Origin of the sequence: Fibrobacter sp. UWH1 (assembly GCF_002210365.1) — a bacterium.
Lineage (GTDB): Bacteria > Fibrobacterota > Fibrobacteria > Fibrobacterales > Fibrobacteraceae > Fibrobacter.
Genome location: NZ_MWQG01000006.1, coordinates 67614 through 91803, shown reverse-complemented (window position 1 = coordinate 91803; position 24190 = coordinate 67614). Strand labels below are relative to the sequence as shown.

The 24190-nt window shown below is 47.1% G+C and carries 13 protein-coding genes; 5 read left to right on the top strand and 8 right to left on the bottom strand.

What is annotated here, in order from left to right:
* Positions 1–38 precede the first annotated feature (38 nt).
* Positions 39–1520 carry a BamA/TamA family outer membrane protein gene (locus B7992_RS04375; RefSeq protein ID WP_158236625.1) on the top strand — a complete coding sequence of 494 codons (1482 nt, stop codon included), beginning with the start codon at positions 39–41 and terminating at the stop codon, positions 1518–1520.
* Between the two features lie 45 nt (positions 1521–1565).
* Here the strand turns inward: B7992_RS04375 and ruvB are convergent, their stop codons facing one another.
* From ruvB to B7992_RS04355, 4 genes are all read right to left on the bottom strand, one after another.
* Complete coding sequence (gene ruvB / locus B7992_RS04370; protein ID WP_073161061.1) at positions 1566–2636, bottom strand: Holliday junction branch migration DNA helicase RuvB; 1071 nt, start codon at positions 2634–2636, stop codon at positions 1566–1568.
* 4 nt (positions 2637–2640) lie between these two features.
* Positions 2641–3258, bottom strand: a complete 618-nt coding sequence (gene ruvA, locus B7992_RS04365; RefSeq protein WP_073161062.1) for a Holliday junction branch migration protein RuvA — start codon at positions 3256–3258, stop codon at positions 2641–2643.
* A 467-nt stretch (positions 3259–3725) separates the two neighbouring features.
* The gene (locus tag B7992_RS04360) at positions 3726–4493 is read right to left on the bottom strand and encodes a lysoplasmalogenase family protein (protein ID WP_088665657.1); all 768 of its coding nucleotides are present in this window, start codon (positions 4491–4493) and stop codon (positions 3726–3728) included.
* An 83-nt stretch (positions 4494–4576) separates the two neighbouring features.
* Positions 4577–5506, bottom strand: a complete 930-nt coding sequence (locus tag B7992_RS04355; RefSeq protein ID WP_139258442.1) for a hypothetical protein — start codon at positions 5504–5506, stop codon at positions 4577–4579.
* A 122-nt stretch (positions 5507–5628) separates the two neighbouring features.
* On the opposite strand from B7992_RS04355, the gene B7992_RS04345 reads away from it, so the two are divergent.
* The gene (locus B7992_RS04345) at positions 5629–12414 is read left to right on the top strand and encodes a VWA domain-containing protein (RefSeq protein WP_088665655.1); all 6786 of its coding nucleotides are present in this window, start codon (positions 5629–5631) and stop codon (positions 12412–12414) included.
* 126 nt (positions 12415–12540) lie between these two features.
* Here B7992_RS04345 and B7992_RS04340 read toward each other — a convergent pair whose 3' ends face one another.
* Entirely contained in the window at positions 12541–13794 is a 1254-nt protein-coding gene (locus B7992_RS04340; protein WP_073161067.1) for a hypothetical protein, read from the bottom strand.
* Positions 13794–15173, bottom strand: coding sequence for a tetratricopeptide repeat protein (locus tag B7992_RS04335; protein WP_088665654.1), 1380 nt, complete (start codon positions 15171–15173; stop codon positions 13794–13796). The genes B7992_RS04340 and B7992_RS04335 overlap by 1 nt, the downstream gene beginning before the upstream one ends.
* Before the next feature lie 153 nt (positions 15174–15326).
* On the opposite strand from B7992_RS04335, the gene B7992_RS04330 reads away from it, so the two are divergent.
* Together B7992_RS04330 and B7992_RS04325 are read left to right on the top strand one after the other, a co-directional pair.
* Complete coding sequence (locus B7992_RS04330) at positions 15327–16157, top strand: YkgJ family cysteine cluster protein (protein ID WP_073284966.1); 831 nt, start codon at positions 15327–15329, stop codon at positions 16155–16157.
* Positions 16154–16960, top strand: a complete 807-nt coding sequence (locus tag B7992_RS04325) for a hypothetical protein (RefSeq protein ID WP_073161073.1) — start codon at positions 16154–16156, stop codon at positions 16958–16960. Before B7992_RS04330 ends, B7992_RS04325 begins: the two co-directional genes overlap by 4 nt.
* Positions 16961–17015: 55 nt before the next feature.
* On the opposite strand, the gene B7992_RS04320 is transcribed toward B7992_RS04325, so the two are convergent.
* Both B7992_RS04320 and B7992_RS04315 read right to left on the bottom strand, forming a co-directional pair.
* Complete coding sequence (locus B7992_RS04320) at positions 17016–21011, bottom strand: hypothetical protein (RefSeq protein WP_088665653.1); 3996 nt, start codon at positions 21009–21011, stop codon at positions 17016–17018.
* 11 nt (positions 21012–21022) lie between these two features.
* Positions 21023–22453 (bottom strand): hypothetical protein, encoded by a 1431-nt coding sequence (locus B7992_RS04315; protein ID WP_176421848.1) that lies wholly within the window; start codon positions 22451–22453, stop codon positions 21023–21025.
* Positions 22454–22624: 171 nt separating this feature from the next.
* On the opposite strand from B7992_RS04315, the gene B7992_RS04310 reads away from it, so the two are divergent.
* A complete protein-coding gene (locus B7992_RS04310; protein ID WP_141100365.1) occupies positions 22625–24160 on the top strand; it encodes a FecR family protein in 1536 nt (511 codons plus the stop codon).
* Positions 24161–24190: the final 30 nt, after the last annotated feature.

Sequence of the window (24190 nt, the reverse complement as noted above, 5' to 3'; positions counted from 1 at the left end):
GGGGTATGAAGTTGGGTTTATGTAGGAAGATCGCTACGATGGCGTTTTGTTTGCTGCTGATGGCTGCAAGCCCTTTTGCACAAACCAAGGAATCCAATGATCCTGCACCTCAAAATTCAACTTCCGAAAATCCCGAAACAGAGAACGTCGAAGAAGAAGATTCGTTCAAGTGGTCTAACCTGTGGAAATGGCCCCTGGACTACATCATCCAGCCAGTACTGAACGTCCTCATCTACCCGATTGCGACCCCCATCGATTACGCGGTCAAGAACGGAGTCATCGAAAGGTCGGTGGATTTAATCACCTTCGGCGAACGCAAGAACATATTCATTTACCCTAGTTTCAACTTAAAACCGGGCGCAAGTACCGAACTGGGCGTTGTCTATCGACACCGTAGCGTATTCCTGGATCGAGATTATCTAGTGCTGCAAGGGGAATTTTTTGCCAACGGCGACTTGGCCTTCGATACACGATACACCAAGCAGTCTATCCTTGGGACTCCGCTTTTCGCCGGCGTTCGTTACAGTATCAACTGGAACCGAGACAGACATTTTATTGTTCCCGAAACAAAGGCTAGCTATCTACAGCCGGATTCCAGCTTTAGTATTACCTGGCGACTTGGCGCACCGCTTTCTGACAACCGCAACTGGAATGCTGAAATCTGGACAACCCAAAACTTCATCAAGGCCGATGTTCCCGATATCGAAGACTCCCTGTTATTTAGCAAGAAGTTTTCCATCGAAGACCGCGGACTATATCAAGACCATATGGAATTTCCCATTGGTGCATCCATCATCTACGACGACCTGGATTACCCATACGCCCCATCCCGAGGTTCCCGCGTCAGTTTTTCAGGTTCCTATAACATTGTCAGCAAGTACGACGGCGTAAGTGTCAAGGAACTGGGCGATGAAGCCAAGGACTATTATGACGAAGATATCATTAATGGTTCCAAAAGAAAGCACGATTACATCCGCACGGAGTTCTTGCTCCAGCATTATTTCTTGCTAGGCAGCAGCCCCAACTATATTCTAAGCGCAACAGAAGCCCGACAGAACCGTAAGTTCTATACCGACTTTTCCTGGGATGAAGCCATTCGTGTATGGCGTCCCGAAAACATGATGCAAACCCTTTTTGAGAGAAGGGTTATCGCCTTACAGTATAGGCTAATTGATTTATGGGAAATGGAAAAAGGCGGCGCACCCTTTAACGCATTCCCCACATTGAATGCAAGAACTCCGCTGCGTGGATATGGGGATACATGGGCATCCCATCATATCATGTCCTTGAGCGCAGAATATCGCTGGCCGGTAGACCGCTTTGTTGATGGAGTCGTGTTCGACGAATACGCACTTATCGCCGATAAAATCGACAAGTGGAGTTTCGACCATTACTACAACTCATGGGGCTTTGGCATCCGAGTTCGTCAGCCCAACATGTTCCTGTGCCGTGTGCAGCTGGGATTCCACGGACTGCACGGCGTCAATATGATTATAACCATCGCACCGGAATTCCGATAATAACCGAAGCTGCAGCAAAAGGAACGGCAACAACTCGAGCCGAAACTAAAGAGGCATTTCTTCTTGCAAATTGAAGCCCGCCTGCGTCTGCCCCTGGAACTGCGATACAGCTCTGGGTGGAATCTGCCTGTGCAGCATCTCGTACGCGTTGTGGGTGGCCATGCGCCCTCTAGGAGTGCGGGAAAGCAGGCCCTTTCTAATGAGGTAGGGCTCATACACTTCTTCAATGGTATCGGGTTCTTCGCCAATAGCAGCCCCGATAGTTCCAAGGCCCACTGGACCTCCACCGAAATTGTCTATAAGCATCGTAAGAATTTTACGGTCCATGCCATCTAGGCCTTCGCCGTCGATTCCCAGCATATCCAAAGTTTTCTGGGCAGAATTCAAGTCGATAACTCCAGTTCCACGAACCTGAGCCACATCGCGGCAACGCCTTAACACGCGGTTGGCGATACGGGGTGTTCCGCGGCAACGACCACCTAGCAATCTGGCGGCATCTTCATCCAATTCAATATCCAAAATTCTTGCGCTACGCATCAAGATCAGCATGATATCTTCTTCATCATACAATTCCAGGCGATACTGAAGACCAAATCTATCACGCAAGGGGCCAGTCAGAAGGCCGCTGCGGGTGGTCGCGCCCACCAGGGTAAAATGCTTCAGGGGGAGGTTTACGCTGCGGGCCGCAGGGCCGGAATCCAGCATGATGTCCAACCTGAAATCTTCCATGGCGGGGTAGAGGTATTCTTCTACAACGCGGTTCAGACGATGGATTTCATCGATAAAGAGAATATCGTTTTCCTGCAGACTAGTCAAAAGACCTGCCAAGTCACTGGCTTTTTCAAGAACCGGTCCGCTGGTAATATGGATGTTCACGCCCATTTCCTTGGCGATAATCCCAGCCAAAGTCGTCTTACCAAGTCCCGGAGGACCAGAAAATAGACAATGGTCCAGGGCGTCTCCGCGATGCCTTGCCGCCTCAATGGCGATAGAAAGACTTTCCTTAATGGATTTCTGTCCGGTAAATTCCGCAAGTGATGGGGGACGGAGGGTGTTTTCGGCATCGCCTTCGTCACCAGAACGTCTTTCCGGAGAAATAATACGCTGATCTTCCATAGGATTACAAATACTTTAAAGCTTCGGGAATAAGTTGAGCGGCATCGGCGGAATCGCCCAGAACTTCGACGGCCTTCACAACGGCCTTTTCGGCAGCAGGATCCTTGACACCGAGAGTATGGAGCGCAAGAACGGCTTCAAGTTTAGCCCCGGTAAGGGCGCCCATGCTAGTAACGCCGCTACCTTCTACGTTGCCTAGGCCCTGAAGCATGGTGCCTGCCTTGTCTCTCAAGGTAAGGACCATCTGTTCGCAGGTCTTTTTGCCAAGCCCCTTGATTTTACTCAGGGCGGACTTGTTATCGCTGGCGATCATATTCAGGAGATCCGCCGGCGTGACTCCACTCAGTATGCGCTGGGCCATCTTAGGTCCAACGCCATTGACGTCCAACAACATCAGGAAGGTGTCCTTTTCCGTCTTGTCGGCAAAACCGAATAACGTCATGGAATCTTCACGAACGACCAAGTTTGTATAGATGGTCACTAGGGTGTTACCATCGCCAACTTCAGGCAATTTTCCAGCCGTGTGGGCCGAAACATTGATTCCATAGCCAATTCCATTTACATCCACCACAATAAAAGTGGGGGACTTTTCTATAAGACAACCTTTGACTTGTTCGATCATAGTTCCAAATGTGCAGTATAAAAAACTTACTGCACAAATATACACTCCCGTACGGGCTGTGTCAAGTCATTTCGTACACAAAAGTGCAGGTCTTATAAAAAAAGAACCCCGCCAGCTTTTGCCAGCGGGATCCTTTACATTCTAACAGGATAGAAGTCCGTTTATTAATTGGAGTCCTTTATGCAACGGACGGAGAAAAGTCTTGTGTCAGAATCCTCGTGGCTAACACGACTGAATGCATCCTGTTCAACAAGGGAGAGGCCCATAAACAGGGTTAAAGCACTCCAAGCTGCGCTAACCCGAGAAAAACTGAACGATCGCTTTATAACAAACCTTTTTTCTCTAAAATAGGAAATGTTAACATTACCGTCAGTAAAAAATAAGTTTCCGTAGTATGTTTAGGACATGAGATTTATCAAAAAAAGCCGACCTTTATGGCCGGCATTCTCATTTTCATGGTTTGCTTTTTATTTTTTGCGGATTCCACTCAATACTAACATGAGCAACGCAGGAACATAGAAGAACCAAACCAAGTTATTGGCAACGGTAGCAACGACTTCCTGAGTACTATGGTCGTCTCCAGTTGCCAAGGAAAATCCCACGCAGACATCGCCCAAGTAGAAAAGTATCATGCCAAGCCTAATAAGAGAGGCATTCTTTTTGGGGAAGTAACCGTACCTGGACACGCGAAGACCTTCGAAAAGGGCGCAAGTCAAGAATGTTCCATAGACAATGATAGTGGGAACCAGACCGGTTTCAAACACTCCCAGAAGACGAAGGTCAAAGAGGACCAGCACAGAGGCGAAAGGAACCAGGATAATCCACGGAATGCTATCGTCAGTCTCGTTCTTACGGGTAAATCGATAAATGAGAATAGACTGGAACACAATAAAGAAACAGACACCCATGAGCATAAATTCCACGCTGAACTGAGCGAGTGATTTAGCGTTATGCAGAAGCTTAAAGCAGATATCGGCCAAAAAAGCCGCACCCATGGCGGTCAACAACAGACGATGGTCGCGCCTGCCTAGACAATCCTTACCAATAGCAATGGCCAAAATAGCGATAAGCACTGTCGTTGCGAACTTGGTATAGTGCTGCACATAGCTTGAATCTGCCAAGCATTGTTCAACAGCCCCGCACTGGTAAAAAACAAACCAGTCTCTAATAAAATAGAATGCAAAAAGGACTGTAATAACGCCCAGAAGGACCTTGATACGCTTTGGAAGAATCATGGCGTAAATAATAAAAAAATATTTATTGCGAAAGAAGCTTTTAACGTGTAAACATTACTTTAATGCAAATAGTCTACCCGCCATTACTTCTTGTTTTTGGCACTCTTTTTAGAGCTAGTCTTCTTGGGCTTGGTATTTTTCACCTTAGCCTTGCGTTTTTTGCCAGTCGATTCCGAAATTTCACTAGACATTTCAACAGATTTGCCATTTTCCGACTGTTTTTCAAGAGCAGACGGCTCCTCAGAAGCTATTTTGGCATTCTTTTGAGCATTTACGACAGTCAGACTGTCTTCGAAAACCTGAAGACTCTCTTCAAAGGAAGAACCATCGCCAGAGTTGGCAGGACCAACTTCGTATTCATCGTCTTCATCATCGGCATTACGGATAATCGTACGACGTTCGTTTCTTCTATGACTAAATTCAAAGCCAACCGAGAGACGAATCGCAATGCGCCCCGAAGAAATTCTAAACTTTTGCTTCTTCCATTCGAAAGACTTAAGAATGGAGGTGTAATCGTAGCCCGCCTCCAGGGCGATACGGTAGGGGAATACACAGCCTGCACCGATGTATACCATAAAATCAGTAGGCGTTTCCCACCAGGGATCGTCGAAATCCAACGGCATAACATAACCTAGACGGGTTACAACATAGGGGTCAAAAATACTTTCGTCGTAAATAGAGCCGAAAGTAAGGTTCAGCCAAAGGGGGAGGGTAGCCGGAGTGAAATCGATTCCATCGCGAGTCTGCTTGCTCTTATAGCCAAGACCTAGACCATAACGAATGGGGGCGTACTGGGCAGTGAACAAAAATTCCAGGTCGCCCTGATACATAAATTGCGTTTTCTGTTTTCTTTCAGACTTCACACCGTCATCGTTATTCTCAATCGTGACAGATGCGGGGGTCAAAAAACCGAAACCCGGGCGAATTTCCATGGCGAAACTGACGACGGAAATTGCAACGACTAGAATTACAATCTTACTGCAATTGGCAAAAATGCGTGACATAGCTTTCATTTCTCCTAACTTCCTTATCCAACCGCGGCCAAAGATAGCTTTTTTTTCTTACAAAATTGCGCTGAAGAAAGAATTTTTTTCTACATTTCACGTCAATGGGATGATTTCTTAGGAGGTTCTTCATGAAATTGAAGAGCGATTTTGGTGCGTTTCGCATCGTAATGGCTTTTTTGTGTTTCGTTTGCTCTATGGCTTTTGCCTCGGGTACTGTACTTAACATTACCGAAACGCCATTAAGCTTTGATCACACAAACGACTATTACTTATCGAAGTCCAACGGAACCCGATTCTGCTTTAAAGCTCCCAAGGCAGGGAGTTACATCATTCAGTTCTCTACTGTTTACGGAAAAGATGAACTTTACTACTACGGGTCCGATAACTCTTTTAGTTCTTATTCTGCGCATAAGGTTCTGTACTCTGGCTATACTGAAAATTTCGGTATAACAGCCACTTCAGCTGGAGAGGAATTCTATTTCAGGATAGAACCTTATACCTCTTCCTATTATTCTGATACCCGTAAGGTAGTCGCCAAGGACGGGGCCAAAGTCACTTTTGAAAACCTCAAGGCCGACAATGCCAGTTCCGATTCTGTTTACCTGGCTGGAGACACCGTTTCAATCTACGCTCCTGGCGATAAAGACCACAAGTTCAGCAAGTGGAAAGTTTCTTCGGGTACTTGCACCATCGGCGACGCAACCAAGGCAACCACAACCCTCGCCGTTAATGGGAATTGCAAAGTGACCGCCGAATTCACAGATGCCGTCATGTACAAGATTACCACCACACCGGTAGAATATAGCCCTGCGGCCAACTATTATTCCGGATCGGCGACAAACGGGGTCCGTTTTTACCTCATAGCCCCCAAGAGTGGCGGCTATCGCGTTACCGTTTCTCCGAAAAACAACGATCGTTTCTATTTCTACCGCCATGTCACTTCCACATTCGCGACCACCGCCTGGTATGACTACAGCGGTTATGACATGAGCGATTCCATGTTGGTCAGTGCAGGCGACACCCTGTTTTATAGTGTCAGATCCTATAACACTCGCGACTCCAACAAGACATTCTCTATCAGTTATTCCACCATCAAGACAAATACAATTTCCTTGACCAGCGCATCGGCTAATTGTTCTACCGCTGTGGCCCTGGACACAGCCTTGCCTGGTCAAATTGTTTCTTATACGGGTTACAGCAAGGTGGGTTACCGCCCCAACGGCTGGAAAGTGCTGACTGGCGATAAAAAACTTTACGACAGTACCGCTTACACCATTAGCGACACCATCAATACCGATACAAAATACCAGCTGCAGTGTATTGCCGGTAAATATTACGACATTACCTCCCAGAAAAAGGGCTATACCTTCATAAACGATTTCTATGACCGTTCTCCGGAGTATGGTATACGATTCCGTTATACAGCTCTATCTGCCGGAATCTATGCCATCAGAGCCACCTCCAAGAGTTATTCACACTACTTCTACGATTACGGCAATGATTCCACCGCAACTAGTTACAAAAGGCGTAACTCATTCTCCTACTCATCTCCCGTTACCCAGTACATAAAGGTCAATGCAGGAGACAAGTTCTTTTATACCCTTACGTCTAACTACTCTAGCTATTTCAGCGATTCCGTTTACATTGTAGCCAAGAAGGCAGCCCTCATACAATCTCCCAACAAGTCTTATCCAGACACAGTTGCATTGGGCGACACCTTAACTGTTACAGCAAACACCGCTCAGGACACTCGATTTGGCGGATGGTATGTGGAATACGGTTCCGGTAAGTTCCTGGATTCCACTTCCATGACAACCAAGTTCATTCCCTCATCGGATTCCATCAAGATCAATTTCCATGTAGATTCCGCTAAGGTCTATACAATCTCCAGCAAGGAATCAACCTTCGACTATTTCAAGTACGGCAGCAAATCCTATAAATACGGAGTGCGTACCGTATTCGTAGCCCCGGATACTGGAACTTACGCCCTGGTGACGAATACAAATCAGACAACCTACGTCTACGAATACTCTTATAATACATTCGGATCTAACTACAAAGACTATGATTACGCATATTCCGGAACATCAAAAATTATGTTCAACATGAGTAATGTGGGAGATAGTCTATATTTCCTTATCTCACCCTATTCCATCACAGTAAATGACAGTTTCAAGGTAAAGGTTCTCAAGACGGTCAAGGTGCGTGGCGATACCGCAGGATACGGTTATGTCTACGTGGGAACCAATTCAAGGAACTACGACTCTACCTATGTGAGCGGGGATTCCATCCTGCTTAGGGCCTACAGTAGGAATACATCCAAGTTCTCTCACTGGGAACGTGTTTCTGGATCCTGCACGATTTCTGATTCCACCTTGTCAACGACTTACGCCCGCCTGAAGGGGGATTGCAAAGTCCGTGCCGTATTTGTTGATGGTATCATCTACAACATTACCCAGACTCCCACTGCCTACACTGTTGACAAGCACTACTATATCGACAATTATAACAGTGAAGTTCGATTCCGCTTTGTGGCTCCCAAGACCGGCATCTACATTATTGCGGCAACAAGAGAAGTCAGCTCCAGCTACTACGAAAACACCCTATATCTGTATCGATATAGTTCCAGTTCGTTCTCTTCCTATACCGCCAGTAGGAACAAGGCCAACGTAGTCGTGGATTCCATATCGGTTAATGCAGGGGATACTGTCTATTACAAATTCCAGAACTACAGTTCATCTTACGCAAGGAATTTACCGTTCTGGATTAGCTATTCCTCCGCAGATAAAGGCTCTATCACCGTTCTTTCCGACATTCGCGGCCATGTGACTCCCGATACCGGATATGCCTCTGCCTGGCTTAATGTGGCTTACCCCATTTCGGCATCGGCCGACAGCGGATACAGATTCAACAAGTGGCGAGTGCTTTCGGGCAACGCCAACATTGCCGATACCCTGGCCAAAAATACCGTAGTTTCTACAAAGGATTCTGCAAAGGTAAAAGCAACCTATAAGAAGGGAACCATCGAAACCTTGACCACCAAGGAACAGAAGTTCTCCTTCATGCACAATTACTTTAGTGATTACACAGGATCGTCTATTTACTTTAAGTGGACTGCACCCGATACGTCCTGGCGTATGATCAGTTTCGTGTTTAGCGAATCGATTAGCGGCACGTTGTACTTCTATGGTAACGACTCCACGTTCTCCAACTCCGTTAGCTATTCCACGATCACTTCCAATTTCCAGAAGGGTTTCCAGCCCGGCAAAAAGGGCGAAACGCAGTACTGGAAGTTCGTATCCAGCACCACCAATAACTTTAGCAATGCGGAGTTCTCGGCCTTGGTGGCAACACCCTATGTGCTTACTGTAAACTCTCCGTCTAAGGGTTACACAAATCCCGCCGGTGACGTGGCTCTGGCTCCAGGAATGGATACCCTGATTTACGCCATTCCCTATGGCGGTTATACCTTTGATTCCTGGGTAACCAGAAAGGGGTCTGTTACCATTGACAATAAAAATAGTTCTAGGACTAGAATGAAGCCTACTACGGCTCAATGTATCGTAGAGGCTACATATTCGTTAGACTTTACAGTTCAGCCCAAGTTGACCATCAATAGTCTGGATCTGAACAACCACCCGGGCGTATGCGCAACCGTATCTGTGGTAGACGAAAATTCCGGTCGCGCTATTCCAGGTCTGGATTCAACGGACTTTGTCCTCCATCAAGACAAAAAATCCGTTCCCATTCAGATCTCCTCTGTAGAAAAAATCGGTGGCGTTTCCGTGGTTCTTGTGGTAGACGAAAGTGGATCCATGGGTTCTACAAAAATGACTAGCGCCAAAAATTCCATCCGTCAATTCATTAACGAGATGGGACCTTACGACAGGACGGCTATCGTCGGTTTTGAAAATACTATTCGTGTACACCAGGCCATGACTTCCGACAGGGATGCCCTCCTTAATGCCGTTAATAATTTGAGCGCTCGAGGCGGAACCTACATCAACGATGGCATTTCCAAAGGCCTTGATCAGCTGGTGGGCGAAACTAATGCCACCGCAGTGATTGTTTTCTCTGATGGTTATGACGCTAGTGATGACGAGAGAAAGACTAGTTCTGTTGTTGCTCAGGCCAATGGCATGAATACAACAATCTATTCCATCGCCGTGGAATGTGATTCTGAAGAACCCCTAAAGACTCTTGCCGAAAGTACTGGAGGTTCCTTTACCATGGCCCCCTCTGCCGACCAATTGGCAGACATCTATGCAAGCATCCGCAGTGCCGTGCAGGCTCGATATGTGCTTTGCTACAACAGCCCCGACGCCGTTCTGGATGGAGATACCCACCAGGTGGTCATCAAGGGCACCTTCCTGAACAAGGTTAGCCGCGATACCGCCTACTGGGACGAAAGCTTCTTGCCCCCAGTCGTGACCTTGACCGATTCTACCAAGCGTCTGATTGGTTATCAACAATCTGAAGGAGTGGCAATCACCATTAAGGTTATTGTAAAATCCAAGAAGAATATTGGTTCTGTTTACATCTATACCAAGACATCGGACCTAAAGAATACACCTATGGTGTCTCACGCCATGACCCAGGTTAAGGATAGTCTGTGGAGCTATACCATACCTGCAAGCAGTGTGGTCGCTCCGGGTATAGATTTCTATGTGGTGGCCACCGATGTCGACGGACTTGTGGGCAAGAGTCCCTCTGTTCCGAATCCGGCTAAGGAACCTTATACCATTCCCGTAAAGAACAACGTACCTAAAATTACATCTCTTGTCGAAGCCTGTATCGATACGACCAACGGTAAGGGAATCTTTGATTTCCAGGTTTCCGATACCGATGGTATTAATCAGGTTATCCTGTATTACAAGAATGATATTGGCGTCGTGTTCGAAACCCAAAACTTCATGCAGGATAGAGGCGATAAGAACCTCTGGTTTGCCGAAATTCCTACATCCTACTTTGTGGACAGCGAAGTAGAATTCTATGTCCGAGCCCTAGACAATAAAGGAGTTTCTGCACGCTGGAATAAGTTCAAGAATGCATCCGTTCCCGCCTGTAAGGACGGAAAGACCATCAGAGAAGTCAAGGATTCTATCGCCCTGGTAAACGTCTCTAACAAGAACGAGGCCATTGCCCGCGAAACAGAAGTCATCTCGGCGACCCTCACCACAGAAGACTTCTCCCGCGGAGTGGATACCGTGCTGGTGAACCTTTCTTGCCTTGTTTCCGGCGACATGGAAGAAAACCTGAAAATGGTGGAGACTTCTTCGGGCAAGTACAAGCTGCTTAACGACATGAAGAAGGATGAACGCAACGCCAAGCGCAACGACGGACGTCTTTCCTGTACCGCAGCCGACACCATCGTGGTTTCCTACAAGGATCCCATGTTCGGAACCACCGTGGCCGACTCCGCCGCAATCAGTTCCATGGAAGGTATTGAATACCGCTTTATGGATAGTAAGTGCTACGAAGACCTGGATTCTGTACTCACTTCTTCTACAGCACCGTTCTGCCTGGTCATCAATATGGAAAGCCCCACCTTGGACAAGGCTGACACTCTTGACGTAATCCTGTTTACCAACACCGGCGACACCTTGAAGGTAAAGGCTGTTGAAACAGGCAAGTACACTTCTGAATTCAAGGTAAAGAATGCATACTTTACTTATGTAAGCGAAAAGAAGGCCCAGAAGGATACTGTACTGGATGCCGTCCTGAATTTTGACGGGGAATCCAACCGCATCAAGATCCAGGCTGAAGTAAAGTCCGACAAGTCCAACCTGAAGACTCGCGACTACCTGATCGTGAACTCCGATTACGTCGGCGCTGAATTGGCAGAACTGTACGACAGCGACCTGGACGGACAAGCCGACTCTATCCGCATTCACTATAAGAAGGCTATTACCGCCAAGATTGAAAGTATCGATACCCTCTACTGGAATAAGGCCGGCGACGAATGGCGTAGCGTCAAAAAATCTGAAATTGTCCTGGAAAGCGACAACAAGTGGATTCACGTCAAGCTAGAAAAGCCTTTCGAATACGGAAAGACCGCAATAGACACTTCTGCCAAGCCCTACCTGCAGCTGACCAAGAGCAAGGGCGATATCATGCAGAAGATGTTTATCGAGGATCATATCGGCGCCGTACCTGTTGAAGCGGTAAAGCATCCTGGCGAAATGACTATTTCTGAATATCTGGATGCATCCGACAAGCTTCCGCCCGATACTCTGGTCATTACCCTTTCTGAACCCATCAAGAACGTTGGCGACAGCGCCGCCTGGAAGAAGCTGTTCCGTTACAGCAAGAGCTGCAGCGATACAGCAACCCATTCCATTAACGCCGAGGCTCCCACCATCGATTCCACTGGAACCGTCTGGACCTTCGTTCTCAAGGATTACAACATTTCTGTGGACAACTGCATCAGGACCAACCCCGCAGCGAAGTACGTAGACCGATCCAAGAACCCCATGGGCCGCGGCGGAATCGACGTGACGGGTAAGGATGGCAGTGTCTACCTGTATGAAGTGGCCGGCAACCCCGCCATCAGCGGTTTGGGCAAGAAGGCCAAGTGGATCCCCGAAAAGGGCGACCAGTGGGAAGTTCAGCCCGACACCATTTCTAGCGTCAGGTTCCAGACCATAGCCCCCTTCCACGCCTTCATCACCATTTACGACGGGCTCTCTCACATTGTCACCTCCTTCCAGAAGGACTTTGGCCATAAGGGCGAAATGGAACAGGAAATCCGCGGTAACGACAAGAACCACTACAAGGTGGGATTCCTGAAGTGGAACCAGAGATCCAGCGATGGCCGCAAGGTGGGTACAGGCGTGTATATCTGGCGAATCGACTTCAAGTTCGAAGACGGACATGCCGAATACAGAATCCTGCAGACCGGCGTAAAACGGTAAGCATTCCCGAAAGTTCGACCTAGAATACTCCTCAAAAAAAAAGGAACCCCGCCACACATCACTGTGAATTGGCGGGATTCTTTATTGCGTTTTATATGTGCGATTTAATTGTTTAACGGTCTAACATTAGAAACCGATACTTAACTCAGCCATATAGACACGTTCTTCATCTTGACCGGTGTAATATCCAAGTTCTTCAGCCCAGGTGGCAATTTCCAAGGTAAAGAAACGAAGTGCTTCTACAGCAATACCGGCAGTAGGGTAGCCACCCTTGAAGCCACCAGAAACTCGCAAGGCCAAGGCACGGAAGGCGTTGTTATAGCCGGGCCAGGCCAAGATATTCTGTTCCACTTCCAGACCGAAATTCACATGGGAAAGGGGCTTATAGTTGTTCCCCTTGCCAAAGGCGTCGGCATAGTCGCAGGCGAAATTGAATTTACGGCCATAGGCGGTATTCTTGTTAAAGAAACGGGGGCTATAGTTAAAACCGGCAGAAAGGTTCGGAGTGATCTTATCGCCAGCAAGATCCTTGAAGTAGACATCTCTAAGAGACATACCCAGACGAACTTCGCGAGTCAACTGATACAGCACACCCAGATCCATACCCATAGAAATGGAACTGAAATCCAGAATATGGTCGGTAGCGTCGTGGTAACGATCTTCAAGAGTATCCTGCAGGGTTGCATAGTTCATGATATCCAAGGTCATCATTTCGACCTTGTGACGCTTTGCAGCCTTTACACCGACACCCACAGACAGGTTGTCGGTAAAACCGTATGCCACTCCCGCCTGAGCCACACCATCCACGTAGAACGTATCCACAGCCAGGTAGGGGATAATCAGACCGCCATCCAAATGGGGAGAAATATTACCGTCAACCCAAATGGCACCACCAAAACCATGGAACGCCATTTCAGCATCCATCTTGATTTTCATGGTCAGCGACTTATGGTCATAATTGTTGATCTTGTGGATCAGTTCCGGATGAGCCGCCAGGGAGTCCATGAGAACCTTCGAAGAAGATAAGCCCAAAAGTTTCGCCGTATTATTGGCGTCGTTGTAGATCTTCTGAAGATCCTTGGCTACGTTATAGGTGGAGAAGTAAGTTTCGAAAGGGCCTGCTCCGCCAAGATTCAAACGCATGTCGCCTATGTTACGGGGGTAGTACCCCTGCTCCGGACGCAACTTGTAGTTTCCCAGTCTGTTAATCTGAGAAAGGCCTGCGTAGTTAAAATAAATAGCTTCCTTATCATCTACAACAGCCACATGGGCATTACCCATAGCTTCAGCACGCAGAGAATGGTGTGTAGGCGCCTTGGCAGCAAAGGACAATGCCGCAAGCGAAGTCGCCAGCATCAAAAAGGACTTACAAAAATTCATTAAAAGTTCTCCCACTCATTAACCCAAATTCTAAACTGTTCCTCGGTATAGTTCACCCAGCATCCACCCACGCTATCCTGGCGTGCCTTCAAATTGTAGATCCTTCCAGAATAATCCTGAGCCACTCTCTTCTTGAGGGCCTTGAATTCTTCGGGGGGCAAGCCCATGGGGTTGAACTTAATCTTCTTGGCAAACTTCAACAAATAATTCTGGCCATTGCTTTCACGTTTTGCATAAGAGGGATAGATATATTCCCATTCACCGCAATTCTCTTCGGTGCAGAGTTTGCCGTCACGATCAATATCCACATTCATGTACTTTTCATTGGGGCCGAAAGAGGAATAGACCACACGGTCCTTGGTCTGTGTTTTGCCGGCAGCAATATTCTTTGTCTGCGTTGCCAGGTCAAGGGAAAATTCAGCATTTACGTCACGCAAATCTTCATCAACTTCACCGTCGCCATCGTTGTCCATGCCGTCCATAATTTCTTCATCATAACAGCCATCACCATCGTCATCCATGATAGTGCTCTTGCCAGTAACTGCAATAATGCTGTTGACAGACATATCGATTGCATCTGCATCTTCAGATGGTTCGGTAATGTCGGCAAGGACGCCGCACATGGTGGATGCCACCTGAGTCTGGGAATTATCGGTCAGCCATTCGTCAAAGACGGGGATTGCCTGACCAGCCACAGAGGACATGGTTTCAGGATTACTTTCGCATGTGCTGAAGACTTCGTGCAGAGCGGCAGTAGACTCGCCATCCTTGTTTCTTTTCAAGGTATTGAGGACAGCACCCACATCGCAGCTGTACTTTCCGGTATTAGGATCCACCATACCGCAACCGACAACCAGTTTGGTCGCATCGCGGAGCACGAACAATGTCTGCAACATGTTCAAAAGCATATAGCTTTCAGAAATGGTCCTGTAGGTAATCTTGCCATCCAATCGACCTGTGGTGTCGCGGGCGATAAACTCCTTCAACAGCGTAACCACCGTATCGATACCGGCTTCGTACTTGTCGACCACGGACTGTTCCATATCCAGCAAGGCCAGTCGTTCAGCTCCGCCGCTAATATTCACGTACTTCAAAAGTTCGAAGGTATTCAAGTCCTGTATGTTCAACTTGGCCTTGGCCAATCCATACCAAGCCTCGGAGTGAGTTGAATCTGCAGCGATAGCCTGATTAAAATAATCGGCAGCCAGAGTGTACTCGTTGTTTCTGAACTTGATGTAACCTTCGTAAGTCATGGCATCGGCATCACCAGACCTGATGTTCGCATCTTCAGTAGGGTTGAACAAGTTGCAACCCGCCACACCCAAAGCGGTTGCCAGTGCTGCAGCAAGCACGAATTTCTTAGTTTTGAATGAAATCATCTTTGTTTTCCAATTTTGCTACAAAGATAACATTATTCTTACAATAAATATACTTCATTAGTTTTTTACACTTCGTTTTTTGTATTTTTTTCTTTTATGGACGTCAGAAAATCAAGCGCAAACTGAGGGGATTAAAAAAATTATATTTGGACCATGGATTCTTACCGTGAATATCTCCCGACCAAGGCATTCCGTATTGCCGAAATGCGCCTGGCAACCCTGCTCAGGGCCGAAAATGACCGTCTTGACGCCCTGGCCCAAAGCCTTGGACGCGAGTGCGCCATCGGGCCAGATAACCTGGCTCAGGAACTGCCCAACATCATCAAGTTCACGGACGAGTACCACGACCTTTATATGAAGTACCTGGATGCGGTTCTGCCTCAACAGCCGCGCCCCATCCAGTGCAGGCCCGCCTGTGGCAATTGCTGCCACCATTACCCCATGTCGGTGGAGCCCTTCGAGCTGGTGTTTCTGTATGCCAACCTGCGAAAGCGCGACGACCTGCTGAACATCCTGGAAGCCTGCCAGCTCAGGTCTTCGATGTTCGAGGATTTCTACGAAAAGCGCAAGGCCGAAGACCAGGCGACCCTTCCCATGAATGCAGACCCAGCCAAGGTAACGGAACTGGACGAGTTTGACGACCGCGCCGAAGACCTGGCCCTTCATGATTATTTTTCGGCCTGGAAGCCTTGCCCCTTCTCGAATCCGGTGGGGGACTGCATGGCCTACAAGATCCGCCCTGTTTCTTGCCGCATGTACTTTAGCGAAACAGACCCGCAATTCTGTACGCCGGAACATTTGCAGAAACCCGAAAACGACAGCTATATCGTCTACCTGCCCGACAGCATCGAAGATGCGGTGTACCGCGTTTCGGAGCATTACGCCCTGCTGGACCTGCCCGAAAGCTATTTTGGCGGTCTGTTGGCTGTAAACAAGTACGAAGGTGTCATGAGCAATACCGACGGAGGCGAAGTCGTCGGATGAGTTTTTCGGATTTTGTACACGAAATCCAGATGGACCTTTTTGGTGCGCCTCCTAAACCAAAGGAGAGCGATAAGCCCAAGGTTCCCAATTCCGTTTCACAGAACGGATTGGTGGGTTTTAAGTACAGTAACTTCATGAAGAAGAGCATCCGCTGTAGGGGCGGAGTACTGTTTGGCCACCCCGAGGTGATTTTCCCGGCCTACATGAAGTCTGATGAATTTGCGCAGGCCCGCGAACTGGCAGCAGAATGGGCTGAACACGCCACCAAGCGCAAGACACAGAAGAACAAGGAAGTGACCAAGGAACTGGTGACCCGTTTCTGGACGCTGGTAGACCAGATTCTTGCCGACAAGGGGGAAGCACCCCTGGCAACCCGCCACAAGCTTCCGCCCATGAAACCCAAGGGCAAATATCACGACCTGACAAATATTTTGTCTGCAATCAACAATACCTATTTCGAAAACAAGCTGACATGCCGCATTACCTGGAGCAATAGGGTAGGGGGTCTCAGTTTTCATTCGGTACGCAAGGACCCTGTAACCGGCGAAGACTTCAACCTGATCAGCATCAGCAAAGGCTACGATGCAGCCAACTGCCCGGAATACGCCGTGGCCGGTGTGGTGTACCACGAATGCCTGCACATCGCCATTCCCCCCGAAGTAAAGAACGGCCGCCGAATTGTTCATGGTCGTGCCTTCCGCAAGCAGGAACGCCTATACCTGTACTACGCCGAATGGATCAAGTGGCATAAGGAAGTGCTTCCTAAAAACATCCGCGATATGCGCCGTCACAAGGAATTATAAGGAACTATAAAAAAAGACCAGCAGAAGCTGGTCTTTTTTGACGCTATAAGAAATATTACCTTGTCGGATACCACTGAGTTATATTATCGAAATCAAGTACTGTAAATCCGCCATTTACACCAGAACATTGATTAGAACTTCCAATTTCATAAATGCTGAAATAACCTTCTTTACCCAAAGCATCCGAATAGGTTAAACCAATACTTCGAACCATCTTCAAAGCATTGTTCATATCAGGAAATGTTTCTGTTGGAGAAAAATGAATGTCACCAATTTCTCCTTCATAGGAAGACATAAAATCATTCCAGGTAAAGACTAATGTTTTAAGAGAATCATTTCTTGTCTTAGGCAGTAACGCAACAGGCCTTTCATAAGAATAAGGGTCGACTGCACTGTTATCAATAATATCTATCTTAAGGTATGCAGTATCGGTACTTGTATAGGTGATACAAATTCCGTCCCACGAGGAAATGTCTTTCCCTACAGAAAAGGCAACTCCGTTATAAGGAAAGTAATGTTCATATTCAGCCTCAAATCCATACCGCCCGACTACGGCTTTGTACTCGGAAACAACTGCATCTAGAGTTCCAGACTCTTCATTGTATTCACTAGTTTCGATTTTAAAATCTACTGGCCACGTAAATACGGGGTCCTGAGAGTATAATCCAACAACTCCTTCGTTGTGTGCTTCGCTACCGTTCCAATAGAAACACTTTTCTGTATTTTTATTATTGCAACGTGTCTCTATATTGTTATCGAAGTTGCAGAACTCTGTAAGAGGGGAGAAAGTCTTGTTGTTGCACAAATTGTAAATTTTTCCATCTTCACCGCAGAATTCAGACTGGTCGTTATATTCTTCACCGCCACATTTTTCACGAGGTTCGCCCTTTGAATCACAAAATTGTTCATCCGGGTTATAGGTTTTCGTTTCGCCACAAGCATATACCTTGGGGCCGACAATATTATCCACTTTTTTTAGCGTAGTAATCTCGTAAACCTGGTAATTATATGATTCTGGTGTAAATGAATAATGACTTACAACGATGCTTTTACCAAAGGGCTTTTTTCCGTCACCAAAGGCAATTTTCGTTGTTGTATAGTTTTCTGTCGCATCAAGGCCATTAAACCATGTATATTTCCCCATGTCATTATAAGTTGCGGCTAAAGTAAGAGACGTGCTTGCCTTATAGGTGATACATAGTCCACCCCACTCAGAGATGTCGTGGATTTCTCCATCAGAAGATATATTTGCTTCCATATTTCCTATGGTATTCGAACCAGATATTTCTCCGACCGAGCATTCAACTCCATCATCATTTTGCCAGCATCCCCAATTCAAGTTTTGTTTTTCGCCCCAACTTGAGTTGTACAACACATTTCCTTCACAAGTTGATTGTACTTCAATCTTCATGGTGTCGCAGGTGATTGTATCCTTGATACCATTGTAGTATTCAATATAGGCTACAGGAGTATAACTGCGTCCTTGTTCATTCAGTTCCAGAGTTGCCATGTTGTTTTCTGTTTCATTGCCAACGGCATCCTTCCAGGTTACTGTAACCAGAGAATCAGGCAACTTTCCAGACATTCCGTTGAGGGTTATAGTTTGAACATTACCATAAGCGATTTCGCTTGCGGCGGTTTCGTAGACGCAACTTTGATAGCGATAGAGAGCCCATCCTGTAGGGCATTCAATATTTTGATAAACCCCGTCATCAAGAGTGATTCTTAAATTACGACCATAATACTGCGTACTTTCATCCTCAACAATGAGGGAATCCGTGACTGTTCTTGACGTGGTGTCTCTTTGGAACCATACAAATGTCGGGTTCAGGGTATTAACTACTCCATTGTACAAGAACGAGTATGTAAAGTTCCATCTGAGAGTATCACCCATCAAGACATGTTCTTTTTCGATGTTACAGCTCTTAATAATGTTATCCGTAAAATATGGATCATCGGAATTTTTCATTGCCGAGTATTCGCCAATTTCAAGAAGTTCAAATGCACCCTCCAGAGCACCATCAGTACTATTCAGGGTAAAGGATATCTTGATTTTTTCAGCATTAACAGATCCATCCTTATTATCCACAATGGATTTGCCTTCATTATCAAGGAAGCTTCCAAACTCGAAGCACCTTATATGGAACTTGGTGGGATCAGAGGGAAGTACCGCAGAATATTCACCATTTTCGTTTTCAATGGTCAATCGGGCTGTTATGGGATTCTCTATAGCAACCTTGTTCCAATTATTTTTCCAATTATAGTTTACACAGATTCCTTGCCAGTCTGTAATGTCCTGACTGGTCATATCTCCCTTAAGATAGAAGAACATCTCAGGATTGTTATTAGTATAAACGGTGGTGTAAATATATCCTTGTTTATTGACACATTCTTTAGCAGTTAAATTGTCTTCTCCGAATCCAAACTTGCCGTTGGATTCCCATTCGCTGGTGATGGTGTCGCCGTCAAACCACATGAAGATATCATCTTTTGTATAAGCATTCCAGTCAAATTTGAAGTAGCCATTTGTAGTATTTCTTACAAATTCCGGAGGCGTGGGAAGGGTTATAGAAGAAGAACATTCATTTAAGCTACCAAAGGTAATCAGGTTAAAGTAGGTGTTCTGGCGCTCGGTCGTCTTGATTACAAAATCGACTTGAGTCAAAGAGCCAACCAGTAACAAGATCTGCTCCAAATCGGTGTTACCCAAGGTATACGTAAACTTGCTGTACTGATCAGTAGACGTAGTTTTAGGCATGTCAATATCGACATATTTATCATCGAGTCCATGCAGTCGCAGATAAGCCCTTGCGGTACTGACATAATCAACACAAACACCTTCCAAATTGTTAATGTCAATAGACTTTTCCATTTTGACAGAAACCAGAACAGAATCCTTTGTATTCGGATAGATTTCGCCGCAAATACCACCACAGGATTGAATGATATCGTCTAGTTTTTCGTTGGCGTCATAACCCACATAATCCTCAGGAACCATCCACATGTCATTGTAGTTTCCAGCCAGTTTCCATTTCCAAGTGTATTTGTCATAGGAGAATGAGCTTCCATTTTGTGCGTTCCATACAAAGCGAGGAGCACTGGATTCATCTGCGCTGGACTTCGGTTCAACACTAGCGCTGGATGCAGGCTTCACGGAATTGCTGGACTTAGGCGCAACACTTGCACTAGAGGCGGGTTTTACAGATCCACTGGACTTCGGCTTAACGATTTCGCTGGAATCGACATCGGCAGATTCGCTGGAGTTTTCCTGAACGTCATCACTTGATTTCAGGTAAGAGGAACCATCGCTATAGAATCCCAGGGCAACAATGTTGAAACTGAATTTTTCGTCAGAGTCTCCTGCAAAGGAAACCATGATGGCATTGGCTTCGCCCATAAACTTGTTGAAATCGGATTCACCGAAGATATATTCCAGGGAACTGAACGGAACCAGTGTTCCGCGGACCAAAGTATCGTTGGCGAAGTTCTTAAATTCACAGCAGTATTCAGATATAACGGAACCGTTATCATCCAAGTGTAGCAGGCAGATATTTGTGGAGGCGTAGGTGCAGCCAAGAGCAAGAGCGATTCCACTGTAACTGGATTCGTCGCTCAGGTCCACTGATTCAAAACGGAATGCGACACCTGCTTCGGCATAGCCATCTGCATTGTACAAGGAACCTGCAAGGCCCCCACTTCTAGAGACAATTGAACTGATGTCGTCTAGAGAGTTTGTGGCGAAGTTGTTGCCCGATTCATCTTTAGCGTGGAAAATAATGCTGCTTTTATCGTTAGCAATTATAAAAGGGCTGAATCCAGATGAGGTTGTTTCAGAAATGTAATCGTCAGCATAACCCTGCCAAACAAGATAGGCCGATTCAAAATCGTAGGTGGGAATCTCCGTATTACCTTCGGGAGTTATGACTCCGTATGTTCCCTTGTGTTCTTCCTTGAATTCTTCGGCGTAGTCAGTACAGGCAGTGGTGTTCAGCAAAAAGCCCAAAGAAAAAAGGGCAGACAGGCGAGTTGCAAATTTCATGTTATTCTTCATTTTTCAGCCCCTTAGAACAAGAATGTTACACCAACGGCAACAAGGCCTGCGGCGGCGATTCCGATACCGACGGTTCGCATGGTTTGAGCAGATTCAATCTTATCTAACTGATCATTATACTCTTCGTGGCTACTGATGTTCTTTTCACGTTCAGTCTTAGCCTTGTTGTTGAAGACGGCAGCCATAACGCCACCGCCAACAGCGACGGCGCCAGAAATGGCCAGGGGTACCCAGTGGACCTTGAAGCTGGACTTTTTCTGTTCGTTCTTTGCGTCCTTGGCGGCTTCGGCAGCCTGAGCCAGTTTCTGTTCTTCGATGCGGACCTTTTCTTCGGCGGCCTGCTTTTCAAGATTCTTGTCAGAGGAATCCTTGGCAGGTTTGGCGACGGCAGTGGTGGAGTCGGGGAGAGGCTTGACCACGGGAGCAGGAAGGGTAGAATCACCTACGGTTGCAGTCGAAACAATTTCACCCTTGGCAACGGCAGCGGTGGCGTTAGAATCCTGGGAACCCCAGCTCCAGCGGCCCATCAAATCCTTTTCTTGATAGGCAGCGGTAAATTCCACACGTCCCCTAAAATTTTGCATGGAACCGTCGGTTCCCAAGGGGAGTTCTACCTTGCGACGGGGCATGTTTACGAACAGGTGGCTGAACTTACGACCCATGGGGAGGGCATCTACGCTAAACAGCTTGGCTCCGCTCAAATAGTAAGCGCCAGAAACCGGACGTTTCAAATCAAGATAGAAGTCCAACAGGTCCGGTTCCAACACAATGCGCACATTGGCAGAACTGTTACTCAGGGAATCGTTAATTTTCAAGACAGATTCAATAAAGAGGGGTGCGAACTCGCCACCGCCCTTACGCATGACGATGTCACCACATTTTTCAAGCCAGCGTTCCATAATGTTCTGCTGGGACTTCATACGGTCGGCATCAAAGTACAGGTTGAAGTTATAGGTGGCGTCAAAGGCACCGTCAAAACTTAGGGGTTCAAGGTCTACGGAACCATTCAGCTTTAACAACTGTTCCTTGGAAACCAGGATTCCGCCCAAGGCCGTAGCGCAGGTTTTGATCTGTTCGGTACGTTCCGCAAGGGAATTGCCCATCTTCATGGCACCCAGCCGCAGTTCACCGGTAAGTTCCATGTACTTGGTTTCGAATTCGGGGAGTTCAACGGCATAGAAGTGACTACAGGCGTCGTCCAGCACATCGTTGATAGAAATCATGGAGCACTGGTCGTTCATCTTGGCGATCTTGTTGGCTTCTTCCCACAAGGCGTCCAGTTCCGGGTTGCCCTGGCCCAGTCCCTGTTTCAAGGATTCCAAGTCTTTCTGAATGGCTTGAAATTCCGAGGCGTCCTTCACAAAAATGGAGGCGGTGGGGTCGGACCATACAAATTGAGTAAGTGCAACAAGCAAAAGCGCGATTTTAGGCAAAAATCTCATAACTTCCCTTTAAAAATTTTCACAGCAAAAAAATAAGAATTTCTTAAGATTTTGGAATTGCTTGGAAATCGTTTGGGCTGTCTTATAGGGGGAGTCCTGAAAAACTGATATTTTTATTACATTTGGAATAAATTTTGGGATATTCATAGCATATTTTTGAATTTTGACAAGATGAAGTATTTGGCCGTCGGGGCTGCCCTATGTGCCATTTGTGGATGTAAAGATGAAAATCCTGGGGGAACAAAGGCTTTGGGTACCCAGGTGACCGCCAATCAGGTTCAGTCTGACGAAAATAAGGCTGCCGCAAAGAAAGCGGAAGATGAAAAGTCCATTATCAAGGGCAAGGTCCGCAAGGTTATTGGCGAATGTGACCTGCTAAAGAAAAACGCGGACTGGAGCCAGTTACGCATGGGTCAGAGGGTGGTGGAAAACGACCGAATCAGAACCGCCCTGGAATCCGAGGCGCTGGTGGGTGTGAACGATGGTTCTACCTTGCTGATTTCGGAACTTTCCGACGTGACTATTTCTGCCGAGATGCTGGATTCCATGTCCAGACGCATTTCTGTGTATGTGAAGCAGGGTAATGTTTACTTTGACGTGCAGAAGCAAGGGGAATCCCAGATGGACTTCCGCACGGGAATTGCCGTTGCTGCTATCCGTGGAACCGCTGGCTTTGTGGGAAACGTAAACGGCAACATGGTGGCCTCTTTGAAGGAAGGCCGTCTCGAAGTGAAGTCGGATAAGGAAACGACCTCTATCGAAAAGAACCAGACCGTGGTGCTGGATAGCGTGGGTAAATCCAAGAAGCTGAAGCTGAAGTCCTCGGGTACCAAGGCCTTGGCTGCTGCCATCGATTCTCTGTCAAAGACGTCCGGCGGTTCTATCGAAAAGTTGACCGAGGCTCTTGAAAAGTTCGATAATATTTATGCCGTACGTCAGGCTACTTTTGCCAAGAAACTGGAATCCAGGCAAATCCGCTTCGAGGTTCTGCCTCTTGCCGAAACTACGGAACAGGATAGTGTTATTCTGGTGGCTAGCGCAACGCCTGGCCTGGTGGTTAGCGTCATGGGCGAGGTGGATACGGTTCCTGCAACGGGTCTGTACCAGCATACTTTTAAATGGGAAGAAGGAACCTATGGCATCAAGCGCTTTATTGCCGGCTGTAGGGAAGGTGACCTGGAAATCCCCTGCGGATTGTGGAGTACTGCCTATGTGAAGCCCGCTCCTGCTGTACAGCCCGGCGACACTGCTCAAGCTGCCGTTGAGACCTCTGCCGCTGAACCCGCAAAACCTGCCGCCAAGGACTTGAGCAAGCTTGCAGTTTCTATTGCCGGCAAGGTGGATGAACGGATCCACTACTATCAGGGTACTTACCGCAACAAGATGCGTTTCAGCCTGAAGAATATTTCTGAAGATGACCTGGGCGAACTGGCCAGCATCGAAGTGACCAAGGGCGGAAACAGGGTGGCCCTCTTCGAAGGTAGCGATTTGAGTTCGCTGAACTACAGCGCCGACGTGGAAGTGGAACAGAACCATATCGCCGAATACGAAGTGGTGGCAAAGCTTAAGAACGGCAAGACCAAGCGGGCCAAGAAAACTTATACCGTATTCTGCGGCAACCATTCCCGCAACGGAAACGCACTGGATCCCGACATGACCGAGGCTCAGGAATTCGAAGAGGCCAAGGCTGACCTCGTAAGAGATTAATCAAACCGGAATTTAAACAATTAGGTGTAC